The following is a 14,652-nucleotide window of genomic DNA, read 5'->3' as shown; positions in this document are numbered from 1 at the left end:
GGGGGCGTAGGTTGGCTGGCACGCCGATCGAGTGGAGAGGAGGTCAGAACAATGTCCGATGTTCTGCGCCCCGTCCGCGACACGGCGTCCACGCGGATCTGACCCGGGGCGTTGCTGTCCCGGAGGATCTGCCATGACCGATCTGGTCATCCGCCCGCTCGTCGCGGGCGAGGAGAAACTGTTCGACTCGATGCCCGACCCGCTGCCGCAACTGCGACAGATCAGCTACGCCGACGGGATCGCCGGTGGCGGCTACCGGCCGGAGCGCACATTCGTGGCGTTGCGCGGCGACCGGGTGGTGGGTCGCGCCGCGTGGCTGCTGCTACCCGGTTCCGTCGGTGAACCATGGCTGGAACGGTTCGACCTGGACCTCGCACCCGCCACCGAAACCGCAAGCGCCGTGGGTGCTGCGTTGCTGCGTAGCGCGCACGCCGCGTTCGGCGGCCCGAAGGTGTACCACGCCGCGCTGCCGGCGTACTGGCGTCGACAACCCGAGGTGCGGTCCGTCGCCGAGGCGACGATGGCGGCGGCCCGGCTCGCGGGACTGGTCGAGCGCAGAGAGCGGATCAGGTTCAGTTGGGCGGGTGCGCCGTTGCCGGCTCCGTCGGGCCGGTTCTCCTTCCGCCCCGCCGCCGACGCTGCGGAGATCAACGCCTTGGTGGGCCGGATCGCCGAGCCGGTCGTGCTGACCGGTGCCGAGACCGCCCGGGCGGTGGCCGGGGTGGACCTGGCCCGTAATCCACTGGCCTGGTTGACCGGTACGCCGCCCGGACACTGGCGCGTCGCGCTGCGCGGCGACGAACCGGTCGGCCTGGCGGGACCGACGGCCGACGCCTGCTTCCCGATGATCGCCTACCTCGGCCTGCTGGACGACACGGTCCGAAGCGACACAGTCCGGGGCGGCGCCGTCTTCGGCGAGCTGTTGGCCGACTCGGTCGCGGCGCTGGCCGGCGGCGGGGCGTACGAGGTGGTAGCCGACGTGGACGCGCACCGGGTTGCGGTGGTGGCGGAGCTGGAGCGGACCGGTTTCCGGCGGATCCGCTCCCGGGTGGTCTTCACGCCGGCCTGAGCCGATGATCGTCTGCATTCCAGTGACCCGACGCGCCAACCCGACAGTCACCGGAATGCAGACGATCAGGGACGGGTCTCCGGTTATCGGGTCGTCGGGCGTGCGCCGGTTCGCCTAGAGTCCGCGAGGTGACGCGTGAGGGAGCCATCGAGCCGGGTCGGGTGCTGGTCTTCGACGCCGACGACACCCTCTGGGAGAACAACGTCGTGTTCGAGCGGGTGATCGACGACTTCCTGGAGTGGTTGGACCATCCCACGCTGGACCGGGCGCAGCTGCGGGCCGTGCTCGACGACATCGAGCGGGCCAATGCTGTCACCCACGGGTACGGCAGCAAGGTCTTCCTGCGCAGCCTGCGGGAGTGCCTGGAACGACTGCGCCGGCGACCGGCGACCGAGGCGGAGCGTCGGGAGATCGACGATCTGGCGGTGGCCCTGGTGACGCATCAGGTCGAGCTGATGCCGGGGGTGGCCGACGCCCTGGACGAGCTGGCCGGCCGGCACGAGCTGCTGCTGCTGACCAAGGGTGAGCGCGAGGAGCAGCAGCGCAAGCTGGACGCCTGCGGGTTGCTGCACCACTTCACCGCCGCGCACATCGTCGCGGAGAAGAACGTCGAGACGTACCGGTGGCTGGCCGGACGGCACGCCCTGGATCCGGGCCGCGCCTGGATGATCGGCAACTCGCCACGCTCGGACATCCTGCCCGCACGGGCCGCCGGCTGGAACGCGGTGTTCATCCCGAACGCGAACACCTGGGTGCTGGAGCATGACGAGCTGGATCCGGTGGACGCCGGTGTGCTGCACCTGGATGCCTTCCCGGACCTGCTGCGCCACTTCTGAACATCGCCGACCATGCCTGGCCGGGTCAGAACCGGAGCGGGTGGGGCGGGTTCTGACCCGGCCAGGTCGGCTTGGTCGAGCGGTGCGGTGTCCGTCAGGTGATCTCGCCGCGGACGATGGCGACCGCCACCCGGCACAACTCGTCCATGTCGGGCTCGAAACCGGCCGCGATGTCCGGGTGCAGGCCGGCCCGGGTCTCGTCGAGCAGCCGCTGGCAGACCTGCTCCACCGGCTCACCGGCGTAGCCGTCGCGCACCCGGTCGGCGGCCACCTGCAGGGCAGAGGTCAGCTGCTCCTCCAGCGGCCCGCGCAGCTTCTCCTGCACCGGGTCGTGTGGATCCAGCGTGACGTGTGGCTCCGACATGGCGCTCCCTTCGTCGGCGGCTGCGGTACCCCACCGCTGCCGTCGGTCAAACCCCGTCCGGTACGGCGGCGACGCGTACCTGGTACGAGAATTCCTCGGCTGGCTGCTCCAGGTAGGACAGCCGGCGGATCTGCTTGTCGTCGTCGTAGAGTGCGACGTCGACAAGCACGCCGAGGTGGGCCAGCCCGATGCTGGAAACCCGCTTCTTGTCCTGGAGCACCGCACACACCCCGCCCAGCAGCGTGCTGGCGTCGGAGGTGCGGTGCCCGGGCGGGCAGCGCAGGGTCAGGTCGATCTCGATCGGGCCGGACAGTGGCGTCCAGCCGGTCTCCTGCGCGGCCGCGCAGGCGGCCTGCAACAGGGCGCGTACCCTCGTCGCCTGCCGATGCCCGGCGGCGAAGATGGACAGCGCTTCGGTCTTGACCGGTGGCAGGCCGCTCACCTCGAACGTCAGGGTGAGAGCGCGGGTGTCCTGCACCACGGCGGCACCTCCTCGTTGGGGACGATCCTGCCCAACCGGTAACCGGTGAGGGGCTGTTCCCGCGAGAACCAACCGATCGGGCGGGTCGGGGTCGGCCGGTGGCGTATCGACGGCGACGGCGTACGCGCTGGCGGCGGAGCTTGTTAAACGCTAGTCCACCTGACGGTCGCCCGGAAGCACCGGCCGGTCAGTCCCGTGGCGGGAAGGCGCAGAATTCGTTGCCCTCCGGGTCGGCCAGCACCCACCAGGACACCGCGTCGTCCGGCTCCCGCAGCAGGGTGGCCCCGGCCCTGATCAGCGCGGACGGTTCGGCGGTGGCCAGGTCGACGTCCCAGTGCATCCGGTTCTTGACCGTCTTGCGCTCCGGGACGGGATCGAAGACCCAGGACTCCAGGGGAAGCCGGCCGCGCCAGCGACCCAGGCGTACCCCTCCTCGCTGACCTGGACCTCGCCGCCGACGACGCCGGCCCACCAGGTGGCCTGGGCGGTCGGGTCGGCGGAGTCCACCACCAATTCGAACGGCCCCGGGCGGGTGTCGTCACCGGGGGCGAACGCGCAGAACAGGTTGCCGTCGGGGTCGGCCAGCACCCACCAGCTGATCTCCGAGTCCGGCTCGCGGACCAGCCGCGCGCCGGCTTCCAGCAGCGCCGCCGGGCCTGCCTCGGCCAACCGCAGGTCCAGGTGTACGCGAGTCTTGACGGTACGTCGTTCGGGCACCCGGTTGACCCAGATCGACTCGGCGCTGACACCCGTTGGCGAGTCGACCCGGGTGTCGCCGTCACCGACCTCGGCCAGTTCCCCGTCCAGGATTCGGGCCCAGAACCCGCCGAGGGCGTGCGCGTCGGCGGCGTCGAGACAGAGGTCCTTGAAGCGTGCGATCATCCGCCGATCATGCCGGCCGGCACCGACATCCGCCGCCGAAGGCCGCTGGCCGTGGTCAGCAGCGCTTGCCTGCCCTCGCCGTCGGTCCCGCGGTGCGGCCGTCGGCACGTGACGTGGACCACACGCTTTGGTGTTTAGCGTGTCTCGGCTTGGGCAGGTTTCGCGGCTCCACCGCTTGGGCAGTGTTCAGCCACGACAAGCAGGGGTGCGAAATCGCAGGTCACGTGCCCTTGTCGTCGCGCCGTGCGCCGGGGCACGGAGACCTCCCCGGCTGTTGGCCGAGAACGAGGGGAGGGTCATGAGCGAGCGGAGTGATCCGGCCGGCGGTCGACGCCGGCCCCGCGTACGCATGGCGGCGACGGCCGCGGCACTGACGCTTGTGGCACCGACGGCGGCGTGTGCCTCCGGCGACGACGGCGGAATGCCGACGATCAATCTGTACTACCCGCCGGAGCAGAACCTCCAGCAGGTGGTCGACCGGTGCAACACCGAGGCCGGCGGGCGGTACCGCATCATCAACCGGGTGCTGCCACGGGAGGCCGACGAGCAGCGGGTGCAGATGGTGCGCCGGCTCGCGGCCGAGGACGACGGCATGGACGTGCTCGGCCTCGACGTGACCTGGACCCAGGAGTTCGCCAGCGCCGACTGGATCCGGGAGTGGACCGGGCAGGACCGCGCCGAGGTGGAGGAAGGCACCCTCGAAGGGCCGTTGGAGACCGCCCGGTACGAGGACAAGCTCTACGCCGCGCCGAAGAACACGAACGTCCAGTTGCTGTGGTACCGCAAGGATCTGGTGCCCGAGCCGCCCACCACCTGGGACGAGATGATCTCGACGGCGCAGCGGCTGCGGGATCAGGGCCAGCCGCATCAGGTGCTCACCATGGGTGCCCAGTACGAGGGACTCGTGGTGCTCTACAACACCCTGGTGGCCAGCGCGGGCGGCAACATCCTCAACGACGACGGCACCGAGGCCGTGGTGGACGACGGCGCGGTGCGGGCGCTTGAGGTGCTGCACGACTTCGCCACCTCCGGGGTGACCTCGCCGTCGTTCAGCAACGCCACCGAGGATCCGGTGCGGCTGGAGTTCCAGAGCGGCAGCGGCGCGTTCCAGGTGAACTGGCCGTTCGTCTATCCGGCCATGCAGGAAGCCAACCCGGAGCTGGCGGAGCAGGTCGCCTGGGCCCGGGTGCCCGGGGTCGAGGAGGGCACGCCGGGGCGGGTCACCATCGGCGGCATCAACCTGGCCGTCAGCCGGTACTCGGAGCACCCGCAGGAGTCCTTCGAGGCGGCCAGGTGCCTGCGCAACGCGGAGAACCAGAAGTTCTCCGCGATCAACGACGGGGTGCCGCCGACCATCGAGAGCGTCTACGACGACCCGGAGATGGACGAGGCGTACCCGATGAAGGAGACCATCCTCGAACAGTTGCGGGACTCGGCGGTGCGACCGCTGACCCCCGCGTACCAGAGCATCTCCACCGTGACCTCGGCGATCCTGTCGCCGCCGTCGGCGATCGACCCGCAGGCCACCGCCGACGAGCTGCGCGAGGCGGTCGCCGCCGCCCTGGAATCGAGGGGAGTCCTGCCGTGAGCGAGCACCGCGAGCGAACCATCGTGCTCAGTGCGCCGGTGCCTCAGGCCGGGCCGGAGCGAAGCGGAGGGACGGCATGAGCGTCAACTCCACCCCGGCCGGCGCGGACGTGGCCGCCGACGGCACCGACACCCGCAGCGGGGGGCACGCAGCCGTCCCCGCCCAGCGGGACAATCGGCGTGGCAAGCCGCCGCTGAGTGAGAACAAGCGGGCCGAGCGCCGGCTGGGCTGGCTGCTGTGCGCCCCGGCGGCGCTGGTCATGCTGGCGGTGACCGCCTACCCGATCCTGTACTCGGTGTGGCTGTCGTTGCAGCGTTACGACCTGCGGTTCCCCGCCGAGCGGGAGTTCATCGGTTTGCAGAACTACGCCACCGTGCTCACCAACGAGTTCTGGTGGACGGCGTTCGGGGTGACCATGCTGATCACGGTGGTCACCGTGGCCGTGGAACTGGTGCTCGGCATGGGGCTCGCGCTGATCATGCACCGTACGCTGGTCGGGCGGGGGATCGTGCGCACCTCGGCGCTGATCCCGTACGGCATCGTCACGGTCGTGGCCGCCTTCTCCTGGCGGTACGCGTGGACGCCGGGCACCGGCTACCTGGCCAACCTGTTCGCCGACTCCGCGCCGCTGACCGAGCGGGCCAGCTCGCTGGCGATCATCATGCTGGCGGAGATCTGGAAGACCACGCCGTTCATGGCGCTGCTGCTGATGGCGGGTCTGGCACTGGTGCCGGAGGACCTGCTCAAGGCGGCCTCCACCGACGGCGCGACCGCCTGGCAGCGGTTCACCAAGGTGATGCTGCCGGTGATGAAGCCGGCGATCCTGGTGGCGCTGCTGTTCCGCACCCTGGACGCGTTCCGGGTCTTCGACAACATCTACGTGCTCACGTCGGGGGCCAACGAGACCTCGTCGGTGTCGATGATCGCCTACAACAACCTGATCCGAGGGCTGAACCTCGGCATCGGCTCGACGATGTCGGTGCTGATCTTCATCACCGTGGCGATCATCGCGTTCATCTTCGTGAAGTTGTTCGGTACCGCTGCCCCGGGCAGTGACGACGGAGAGAGGCGCTGACATGGCTGACACCACCACCCGGGCCAAGGTGCGCTGGGGCCTGCTGGACGTCGCCGTGGTCGTGTTCGCGCTGACCCCGGTGCTGTGGATCATGTCGCTGTCGTTCAAGACGCCGGGGACGCTTACCGACGGGAAGTTCATCCCTCGGGAGTGGACGCTGGAGAACTACCGGACGATCTTCGCCACCGACCAGTTCGTCCGAGCGTTGGTCAACTCCATCGGCATCGCGTTGATCGCCACCACGATCGCCGTCGTGCTCGGCGCGATGGCCGCGTACGCGATCTCGCGGTTGGACTTCCCCGGCAAGCGGCTGCTGATCGGCGTCTCCCTGCTGATCGCGATGTTCCCGCAGGTGTCGCTGGTCTCGCCGCTGTTCGAGATCGAGCGGCAGTTGGGCCTCTTCGACACCTGGCCGGGCCTGATCCTGCCGTACATCACCTTCGCGCTGCCGTTGGCGATCTACACGCTGTCGGCGTTCTTCAAGCAGATCCCGTGGGACCTGGAGAAGGCCGCGAAGATGGACGGCGCCACCCAGGGGCAGGCGTTCCGGCGGGTGATCGCCCCGCTGGCCGCGCCGGGGCTGTTCACCACGGCCATCCTGGTCTTCATCTTCTGCTGGAACGATTTCCTGTTCGCCATCTCACTGACCTCCACCGAGCGCTCGCGCACGGTGCCGGTGGCGTTGTCGTTCTTCACCGGCGCCTCGCAGTTCGAGGATCCGACCGGCGCAATCTGCGCCGCCGCCGTGGTGATCACGGTACCGATCATCCTGTTCGTGCTCTTCTTCCAGCGCCGCATCGTCTCCGGCCTGACCTCCGGCGCCGTCAAGGGATAGGTGGTAACTCGTGGCTGACATCGTGCTCGACAAGGTGAGCAAGAAGTTCCCGGACGGCACCACGGCGGTGCGGGACGTCGACCTGGAGATCGCCGACGGCGAGTTCGTCATCCTGGTCGGCCCTTCGGGCTGCGGCAAGTCCACCACCCTCAACATGATCGCCGGACTGGAGGACATCAGCTCCGGTGAACTGCGCATCGGCGGGCAGCGGGTCAACGACAAGGCCCCGCGCGACCGGGACATCGCCATGGTGTTCCAGTCGTACGCGCTCTACCCGAACATGACCGTCCGGGAGAACATGGCCTTCCCGCTGCGGCTGGCCAAGCTCGACAAGGAGACGATCGCGCAGAAGGTGGAGGAGGCGGCGAAGGTCCTGGAGCTGACTCCGCTGCTTGACCGCAAGCCGGCCAACCTCTCCGGCGGGCAGCGGCAGCGGGTGGCGATGGGTCGGGCGATCGTCCGGCAGCCCAAGGCGTTCCTGATGGACGAGCCGTTGTCCAATCTGGACGCCAAGCTGCGGGTGCAGATGCGTACCGTGGTGTCGCGCCTGCAGAAGCAGCTCGGTACCACCACCGTGTACGTCACCCACGACCAGACCGAGGCGATGACCCTCGGCGACCGCGTGGTGATCATGCGCGGTGGCGCGGTGCAGCAGGTGGGTCCGCCGCAGGAGCTGTACGACCACCCGAACAACCTCTTCGTGGCCGGGTTCATCGGCTCACCGTCGATGAACTTCCTGACCGCCAAGGTCGAGGACGGCACGCTGCGGACCGCCCTGGGTGACGTGCCGATCGGCGACCGGATCCGCCGCGAGTTGGAGGGTGCCGACGCCCCTCGGGAGCTGATCCTCGGCATCCGTCCGGAACACTTCGAGGACGCCGAGCTGATCGACGATGAGACCCGCCGTCGGGGCATGGAGTTCACCGCCCCGGTGGACATCGTCGAGTCGATGGGCTCGGACAAGTACGTCTACCTGAGCGTCGAGGGGGAGCGCGCCACCTCCGCCGAACTGGAGGAGTTGGCCGCCGACGCGGGCGCGGCCGACTTCAGCGGCGCCGGGTCGAACCTGGTCACCCGGCTGTCGGCGGAGTCGACGGTCGCCGAGGGGGAGGACCGGCGGGTCTGGTTCAACCTGGAGAAGATCCACCTGTTCGACCCGTCCGACGGCCGCAACCTCACCCTGCACGAGGGCCGCGCCGCCGGCACCCTCGCCGACTGACCGGCACCACCGGGTGTGTTCGCCGCCGACGGAGGCGGACACACCCGGTCGCGGGCACGGGGTCAGTGCGAGTGTCGAGGCACCGAACTGCCGCTACCACCGACCAGGAAATCCAGGTCTGCGCCCTGGTCGGCCTGCTGGACGTGCTCGCGGTACAGGCGTACCCATCCCCGGTCGGCTGCCGGTCGCGGCGGCTGCCAGGTGGCGCGGCGTCCGGCGAGTTCGGCCTCGTCGACCAGCAGGTCCAGGCGGCGCGTCGGAACGTCGAGGCGGACCAGGTCGCCGGTGCGCACCAGCGCGAGCGGGCCGCCCACCGACGCCTCCGGCGCCGCGTGCAGGACACAGGTGCCGTACCCGGTGCCGCTCATCCGGGCGTCGGAGATCCGCACCATGTCGGTGACGCCGTCGGCGAGCAGCCGTCGTGGCATGGGCACGTTGCCCACCTCGGGGAAGCCCGGATAACCGCGCGGCCCGGCGTTGCGCACCACGATGACGGTGTCGGGCGTGACATCGAGATCCGGGTCGTCGGCGGCGACGGCGTACTCCTCGATCCGGTCGAAGACCAGCGCCGGCCCGGTGTGGGTGAGCAGGTGAGCCGAGGCGGCGGAGACCTTCAGAACCGCCCCGGACGGCGCGAGTGACCCACGCAGCACGACGGTGCCCGATCCGGCGGGTTGGAAGGGTTCGGCGAGGGTGCCGATGACCTGCCGGTTCCAGCACTGCACGCCGTCGATGTTGTCGCCCACGCTCTTGCCACTGACCGTGATCTGGTCCAGGTGCAGCAGCGGGGCGATCTCCGCCATCACCGCCGGCACCCCACCGGCGTACGCGAAGTCCTCCATCAGGTACGTCCCGGACGGCATCAGGTTGACAAGCATGGGTACGTCGCCGGTAAGGGTGTCGAAGTCCTGTAGCGACAGGGGCACACCGACGCGGCCGGCGATGGCGAGCAGATGCACCACGGCGTTTGTGGAGCCACCGATCGCGGCGTTGACCCGGATGGCGTTCTCGAACGCCTCGCGGGTGAGCACCGTGGACAGGCGCTGGTCCTGGTCGACCATGTCGACGATGCGCCGTCCGGCGGCGTGTGCGAGCGCGTACCGTCGTGAGTCGACCGCCGGAACCGCGGCGGCGCCCGGCAGTTGGACGCCCAACGCCTCGGTCACGCAGGCCATGGTGGAGGCGGTGCCCATGGTCATGCAGTGGCCCCGGCTGCGGGACATGCAGACCTCCGCCTCGGCGCAGTCGGCCGCGGTCACCCGGCCGGCCCGAAGGTCCTCGGTGAAGCGCCAGACGGCGGTGCCGGACCCGATGTCCTGGCCACGGAACTTGCCGTTGAGCATCGGCCCGCCGGTGATCAACAGGGTCGGCAGGTCGACGCTGGCCGCACCCATCAGCAGGCCGGGCGTGGTCTTGTCGCAGCCGGAGAGCAGGACCACGCCGTCGAGGGGGTTGGCCCTGATCAGCTCCTCCGCCTCCATCGCCAGCAGGTTGCGGTAGAGCATGGTGGTGGGCCGCATGAGGGGTTCGCCGAGGCTCATCGCGGGGAACTCCAGCGGCAGGCCGCCGCCCTCCCAGATTCCCCGCTTCACCGATTCGGCCAGCTCGCGCAGGTGGGCGTTGCAGGGAGTCAGCTCCGACCAGGTGGTCGCGATGCCGATCACCGGGCGACCGTCGAAGACGTCGTCGGCGAAGCCCTGGTTGCGCATCCACGACCGATGAATGAATCCGTTGCGGCCGTCGGCACCGAACCACTGGCCGCTGCGCAGCGGTCGACCCGTCATCGACATCAGCACACCTTCCTGTCACCTGTGCGATTAGACCCCTGGCACGAGTCGCCCATCGACTCGGCGGGGAATGGCGGCGTACTCGTCTCGCAGTTCCTCGGGAAGGATCCACTCCGGGGCGTTCTGCCAGGCCAGCGGGCGTAGGAAGCGTCGGATCGAGGTGGCGCCCACCGAGGTGTGCACGGCATTCGTCGACGGCCAGGGGCCACCGTGGTGCTGGGCCCACGACACCCGGACACCGGTGGGATAGCCGTCGAAGACGACGCGACCGGAGCGGGCGGCGAGGACGTCGAACAGCCCGCGTACGGCGTCGGTGTCATCGCCTTGTCCGCTGTGGACGGAGCCGGTCAGCGACGGCGGCACGGTCGCCAGCGCGGCGTCGAGTTCGGCGACGTCGCGGTAGCGGACCACGACCATCAGCGGGCCGAAGCACTCGTCGGCGATCTCGGCGGTCAGGCCCGGCAGGTCGACCTCCAGCAGCGTCGGCGCCACCCGGAAGCCCGCGTCGGCGTCGATCCGGGGCTGCGCGACGAGGCGGGCGCCGGCCTTCTCCAACGCGGTGGCCCCGCTCTCGTACGCGTCCCGGATGCGCTGGTTAAGCAGGACCATCCCACCTGCGGAGGCGACCTTCGCCCGGAGCATGTCCACCAGTCGGTCGCCGCCCGGGTCCGAAGGGAGGAACGCCAGCCCCGGCTTGGTGCAGAGCTGACCGCCCGAGGCGGTGAAGGAGGCGAACAGCCCGTCGGCGATCTGGTCTCCCCGGCTGGCCGCCGCGTCGGGCAGGACGACGATCGGGTTCACGCTGCTCAGTTCGGCGTACAGCGGGATGGGGTCGGTGCGTTCGTCGATGGCGGCCTGGATGGCGCGGGCCGCGCCAACGGAGCCGGTCAGGGCGGTGGCCCGGATCGCCGGCTGGCGCACCAGCCAACGGCCGGCCTGCTCCCCGTACACGGCCGTGAGGACACCGTCGGGCCCGCCCAGGTCGCGCACGGCCGACTCGATCGCGTCGGCGGAGGCACGCGAGGTCAGCGGATGGGACGGGTGGGCCTTCGCCACCGTCGGACAGCCGGCGGCCAGCGCCGAGGCGGTGTCGCCCCCGGCGACGGAGAAGGCGAACGGGAAGTTGCTGGCCCCGAAGACGGCCACCGGCCCGAGGGGTACGAGCATCCGCCGCACGTCCGGGCCGGGCCCGAGGGGCGTGTCGGCGGCGTGGTCGATGGCCGCCTCCAGGTACCCACCGTCGCGTAGCACCGCCGCGAACATCCGGAACTGGACCGCCGCCCGGGTCAGCTCCGAGTCGAGCCGCGCCTGACCCAGCCCGGTCTCCGCATCCGCCGTCGCGACCAGATCCGCACGACGGGACTCCAGGGCGGCCGCGACCGCGTCCAGCAGCCGCGCCCTGCCGGCCCTGCCCAGGTCGAACAGCCACTGTGCCGCCCGGGACGCCTGGTCGGCGGTCGCCGCCACGCCAGCCTCGTCCGTCTCGGTCAGATCCGTCGGGTGCTGCCGGCCGTCGCGTGGATCGGTGGTGGTGACTTTCACAGCAGTCCTCTCCTCGCCAGGTTGCTCATGAGATCGCGGACGCCGAACCGCCACGGCTCGCACCGCTCCGCGTGCCACACCCGGTTGACCAGGGTGCCGAGCGTCGGGCAGTTGATCCACACCACGTCGTCGACCTTGTGGGTGAAGCCCTCGCCGGGGCGTTCGCGGTCCTGAGTGGGGGCGAACATGGTGCCGAGCATCAGGACGGCACCGTCGGGATACTGGTGATGGGGGCCGATCAACTGCCGTACCAGCGACTCCGGGTCGCGTGCCATCCGCGCCATCTCCGAGGTCGCCTCCAGCTGGAAGCCGTCCACCCCGTGGACCTGGAGACCCACCTCCAACTCGCGTACCCGACTGAGCGCAAACCGCTCGTCGAACAGGCGGATCAACGGACCGAGGGCGCATGAGGCGTTGTTGTCCTTGGCCCGGGGAAGCAGCAGCGCCGAGCGTCCCTCGACGTCCCGCAGGTTCACGTCGTTGCCCAGGGTGGCACCGACGATCCGGCCGCTGGACTGGGCGATGAGCGCGACCTCGGGCTCCGGGTTGTTCCAGGTCGAGGCGGCAAGTACGCCGACCGGGACGGCGGTGCCGACAGCGGAGAGCGGCTGACCTTTCGTGAAGATCTCGGCGTCCGGCCCGATCCCCACCTCCAGATACTGACTCCAGACCCCCTCGGCGACCAGTGCGGCCTTGAGTCGCTCCGCCTCGACCGAGCCGGGTACCAGACTGTGCAGGTCGGCACCGATGTCGGCGAGCATCCGGCCACGGATGTCCGCCGCGAGCGTCAGGTCTCCCCGGGCCCGCTCCTCGATGACGCGTTCGATCATCGAAACCGGAAAGGTCACGCCGGCGGCCTTGAGCGCTTGCAGATCGACCGGGGCGAGCAGCCAGGGCCGGCTCCGGTCCCGGTTCGTGGTACCGGTGTTGGCCAGTAGCTCGTCGAAGCCGCCGATCCGTGGCCCGTCCAACCCGGCCACGGTCTTGGCGGGTTCGGGCAGCTCGCAGATGTCCCGGACGGTCGGGAACCGGCGGCTGAGGTCGATGACGTCGCCGTCGCGGACGGTCACCGGGGAGGGGCCGTCGACGGACGGGTCCCAGATCCGGCCGATGAGGACGCTGTCCTCGGCATCGTCCGGCAACGCCTCAGCGGCGCTGCCGAACCAGGGCTCCTTGCTCATCGTCGCTCCCCTGTCGCAGGTCAGAGTCGCCGAGCTGGAATCTGCAACGATCGTAGCGACATGTGCAACGGTGTCAATAGTCGGTTGCAACTGGGGCGGACTACATTGCATATGATGCAACCGGCGACCGTCCGGGTCGCCGCGCGGAGGGAGACAGGACGTTGTCGCAATCGATCCGCCGTGCGGTCGACCTGATCCGTCGTGCCGCGGAGCATCCGCTGTCGCTTACCGAGGCAGCGGAGGTCCTGGGGGTACACAAGTCCACCGCCCTGCGGATCCTCCAGACGCTCGAATCGGCGCGCTTCGTCCGCCGGACCGGTGCCGGGACGTACGTGCTCGGCAGCGGCATCATCGAACTGTCGGAACTGGCCCTGGGCTCGATGGACCTGCGCCAGTTCGCCGCCGCGCCCCTGCGCACGCTCCAGCGCGAGACCGGCCACACCGTGCACCTGGCGCAGCTGACCGGGGACGAGATCATCTACATCGACAAGGTCGACAGCCCGGCCTTCGACGCGGTCAAGCTGCCGTCGCGGATCGGGCGCGCGGTCTCGATCTACGCGAGCGCCGTCGGCAAGATCATCCTGGCGTATCTGCCCACGGAGGAACGCGACCGCCTCCTCTCCCACGTCGTCTTCGAACGATTCACTCCCACCACGTACGCCGACCGCGAGTCGCTCTACGCGGAACTCCTCCGCATCCGGGACCAGGGCTGGGCCGTCGACAACGGCGAACACGACACGTACGTCATGTGCATGGCCGCGCCGATCAGGGACTCACGCGGGCGGGTCATCGCCGCCGCGTCGATGACCGCGATCGAGGTCATCGCCAGCCTCGACCAGCTCAAGGAGAGCCTTCCCCTGCTGCTCGACACCGCGAACCAGATCTCCCGGGAACTCGGCCACACCGTCGACACTGATTGAGTCGAGGCGGCAGGACCCGCCCCGGGCCCGCGTCGGGGGAGTGCGCGGACCCCGGGGTGGGCGGCCTATCTGGGCCGGGCCGGCACCCAGTCGGTGAACCGGTGGTGCAGGTCGGTCGGCGGTCCACCGCCGCACAGCCCGGCCAGTTGCTCGGCGGCCTCCTCGCGCAACGTCACCAGAGAGACCATCAGGCCGGGCATGTCGTCGCGGTACTCCGCGAGCAGACGCAGCTTCGCCGGGGAACAGGGCCAGGCGGTCCCGCAGGCCCGGCAGCGCCAGGTGGGACGGGACGCGACGTGCTCGACCGGGCCGCTGCTCACCCTCCCGCCCGCGCGGCGCGGAGGGGCGGGCGCCGTCGCGTGGCGTAGGGGACCGGTGCCACGTTGACCGGGCGCATGCCCTGCGGCATCACGAACAACTGCCGCTTCTCCGTCGCGTCGCCGTGCCGATCCAGCTGATAACAGTCGACCCAGGTCCAGGCGTACGGCGGGTGCCGGTCTGGCAGCTCGCGGATCACCCGCACCAGGATCGGGCTGGCGAACTGTGGGGAAGCTGCCCGGTCCAGCAGGTACACGCCGGGGGAGACCCGAGGCGTGCCGTCCTCCCGCGTCACCCGACATGGCGACGATCGGGCCGGGCCGGCCGGCGGGACGCGGGTACGACGGTGGTGGGCTTCGGAACGGGCACGGCGGGGCCTCCTCAGTCGACACGGAGTTGGGGAGGGCCGCCCGAGAGTGCTCGCCCGACGGGCGGCCCCGTGCTGGTCCCGCCGACGGGCCGTGCCACGCCCGCGGTTCCGCTGGTGACACTCTGCTGTGGAGACCGCTACTCTCGGAAGGTGTTTCCGCCGTCCGGGCTGAGCTGGCGAAACGG

Annotated in this window: 16 protein-coding genes; 7 read left to right on the top strand and 9 right to left on the bottom strand. The window is 70.2% G+C overall.

Features of this window, described 5'->3' with window-relative positions:
* Positions 1 to 133: 133 nt before the first annotated feature.
* The gene (locus tag O7601_RS25825; RefSeq protein WP_281563673.1) at positions 134 to 1,069 is read left to right on the top strand and encodes an acetyltransferase; all 936 of its coding nucleotides are present in this window, start codon (positions 134 to 136) and stop codon (positions 1,067 to 1,069) included.
* A gap of 161 nt (positions 1,070 to 1,230) precedes the next feature.
* Positions 1,231 to 1,905: an HAD family hydrolase gene (locus O7601_RS25820; RefSeq protein ID WP_281567036.1), complete on the top strand. Its 675-nt coding sequence runs from the start codon at positions 1,231 to 1,233 to the stop codon at positions 1,903 to 1,905.
* A gap of 94 nt (positions 1,906 to 1,999) precedes the next feature.
* On the opposite strand, the gene O7601_RS25815 is transcribed toward O7601_RS25820, so the two are convergent.
* The 4 genes from O7601_RS25815 to O7601_RS25800 all read right to left on the bottom strand — a co-directional run bounded on the left by O7601_RS25815 (position 2,000) and on the right by O7601_RS25800 (position 3,632).
* Positions 2,000 to 2,269, bottom strand: coding sequence for a hypothetical protein (locus O7601_RS25815; protein ID WP_281563672.1), 270 nt, complete (start codon positions 2,267 to 2,269; stop codon positions 2,000 to 2,002).
* A gap of 46 nt (positions 2,270 to 2,315) precedes the next feature.
* Positions 2,316 to 2,747, bottom strand: a complete 432-nt coding sequence (locus O7601_RS25810) for a hypothetical protein (protein WP_281567035.1) — start codon at positions 2,745 to 2,747, stop codon at positions 2,316 to 2,318.
* A 190-nt stretch (positions 2,748 to 2,937) separates the two neighbouring features.
* Complete coding sequence (locus O7601_RS25805) at positions 2,938 to 3,144, bottom strand: VOC family protein (RefSeq protein WP_348650275.1); 207 nt, start codon at positions 3,142 to 3,144, stop codon at positions 2,938 to 2,940.
* Positions 3,045 to 3,632, bottom strand: a complete 588-nt coding sequence (locus tag O7601_RS25800; RefSeq protein ID WP_281563670.1) for a VOC family protein — start codon at positions 3,630 to 3,632, stop codon at positions 3,045 to 3,047. The genes O7601_RS25805 and O7601_RS25800 overlap by 100 nt, the downstream gene beginning before the upstream one ends.
* A gap of 298 nt (positions 3,633 to 3,930) precedes the next feature.
* Here O7601_RS25800 and O7601_RS25795 point away from each other — a divergent pair, with 298 nt between their 5' ends.
* The 4 genes from O7601_RS25795 to ugpC all read left to right on the top strand — a co-directional run bounded on the left by O7601_RS25795 (position 3,931) and on the right by ugpC (position 8,349).
* Positions 3,931 to 5,220, top strand: coding sequence for an ABC transporter substrate-binding protein (locus tag O7601_RS25795; RefSeq protein ID WP_281563669.1), 1,290 nt, complete (start codon positions 3,931 to 3,933; stop codon positions 5,218 to 5,220).
* 76 nt (positions 5,221 to 5,296) lie between these two features.
* Positions 5,297 to 6,295 carry a sugar ABC transporter permease gene (locus O7601_RS25790; protein WP_281563668.1) on the top strand — a complete coding sequence of 333 codons (999 nt, stop codon included), beginning with the start codon at positions 5,297 to 5,299 and terminating at the stop codon, positions 6,293 to 6,295.
* Between the two features lies 1 nt (position 6,296).
* The gene (locus O7601_RS25785; protein ID WP_281563667.1) at positions 6,297 to 7,130 is read left to right on the top strand and encodes a carbohydrate ABC transporter permease; all 834 of its coding nucleotides are present in this window, start codon (positions 6,297 to 6,299) and stop codon (positions 7,128 to 7,130) included.
* 10 nt (positions 7,131 to 7,140) lie between these two features.
* Positions 7,141 to 8,349 carry a sn-glycerol-3-phosphate ABC transporter ATP-binding protein UgpC gene (gene ugpC, locus O7601_RS25780; protein ID WP_281563666.1) on the top strand — a complete coding sequence of 403 codons (1,209 nt, stop codon included), beginning with the start codon at positions 7,141 to 7,143 and terminating at the stop codon, positions 8,347 to 8,349.
* A 62-nt stretch (positions 8,350 to 8,411) separates the two neighbouring features.
* Here the strand turns inward: ugpC and O7601_RS25775 are convergent, their stop codons facing one another.
* The 3 genes from O7601_RS25775 to O7601_RS25765 are packed head-to-tail and all read right to left on the bottom strand — an operon-like array spanning position 8,412 to position 12,859.
* Entirely contained in the window at positions 8,412 to 10,139 is a 1,728-nt protein-coding gene (locus O7601_RS25775; RefSeq protein ID WP_281563665.1) for an IlvD/Edd family dehydratase, read from the bottom strand.
* A 27-nt stretch (positions 10,140 to 10,166) separates the two neighbouring features.
* On the bottom strand, positions 10,167 to 11,678 hold the full coding sequence (locus O7601_RS25770) for an aldehyde dehydrogenase (NADP(+)) (protein ID WP_281563664.1): 1,512 nt from the start codon (positions 11,676 to 11,678) through the stop codon (positions 10,167 to 10,169).
* Positions 11,675 to 12,859, bottom strand: coding sequence for a fumarylacetoacetate hydrolase family protein (locus tag O7601_RS25765; protein ID WP_281563663.1), 1,185 nt, complete (start codon positions 12,857 to 12,859; stop codon positions 11,675 to 11,677). Before O7601_RS25765 ends, O7601_RS25770 begins: the two co-directional genes overlap by 4 nt.
* Positions 12,860 to 13,020: 161 nt before the next feature.
* On the opposite strand from O7601_RS25765, the gene O7601_RS25760 reads away from it, so the two are divergent.
* Positions 13,021 to 13,779, top strand: coding sequence for an IclR family transcriptional regulator (locus O7601_RS25760; RefSeq protein WP_281563662.1), 759 nt, complete (start codon positions 13,021 to 13,023; stop codon positions 13,777 to 13,779).
* Between the two features lie 65 nt (positions 13,780 to 13,844).
* Here the strand turns inward: O7601_RS25760 and O7601_RS25755 are convergent, their stop codons facing one another.
* A complete protein-coding gene (locus O7601_RS25755) occupies positions 13,845 to 14,099 on the bottom strand; it encodes a flavin reductase (protein WP_281563661.1) in 255 nt (84 codons plus the stop codon).
* Positions 14,096 to 14,392, bottom strand: a complete 297-nt coding sequence (locus tag O7601_RS25750; RefSeq protein ID WP_281563660.1) for a hypothetical protein — start codon at positions 14,390 to 14,392, stop codon at positions 14,096 to 14,098. Before O7601_RS25750 ends, O7601_RS25755 begins: the two co-directional genes overlap by 4 nt.
* Positions 14,393 to 14,652: the final 260 nt, after the last annotated feature.

Origin of the sequence: Verrucosispora sp. WMMD573, assembly GCF_027497175.1 — a bacterium.
Taxonomy (GTDB): Bacteria; Actinomycetota; Actinomycetes; order Mycobacteriales; family Micromonosporaceae; genus Micromonospora.
This window is presented reverse-complemented; position numbering and strand designations above follow the sequence as displayed.

Bases quoted from the DNA above. Each gene is read 5' to 3' on its own strand.
- O7601_RS25825 (WP_281563673.1), top strand. From the start codon at position 134: ATGACCGATCTGGTCATCCGCCCGCTCGTCGCGGGCGAGGAGAAACTG.
- O7601_RS25795 (WP_281563669.1), top strand. From the start codon at position 3,931: ATGAGCGAGCGGAGTGATCCGGCCGGCGGTCGACGCCGGCCCCGCGTA.
- O7601_RS25765 (WP_281563663.1), bottom strand. From the start codon at position 12,859: ATGAGCAAGGAGCCCTGGTTCGGCAGCGCCGCTGAGGCGTTGCCGGAC.
- O7601_RS25775 (WP_281563665.1), bottom strand. From the start codon at position 10,139: ATGTCGATGACGGGTCGACCGCTGCGCAGCGGCCAGTGGTTCGGTGCC.
- O7601_RS25785 (WP_281563667.1), top strand. From the start codon at position 6,297: ATGGCTGACACCACCACCCGGGCCAAGGTGCGCTGGGGCCTGCTGGAC.
- O7601_RS25800 (WP_281563670.1), bottom strand. From the start codon at position 3,632: ATGATCGCACGCTTCAAGGACCTCTGTCTCGACGCCGCCGACGCGCAC.
- O7601_RS25815 (WP_281563672.1), bottom strand. From the start codon at position 2,269: ATGTCGGAGCCACACGTCACGCTGGATCCACACGACCCGGTGCAGGAG.
- O7601_RS25790 (WP_281563668.1), top strand. From the start codon at position 5,297: ATGAGCGTCAACTCCACCCCGGCCGGCGCGGACGTGGCCGCCGACGGC.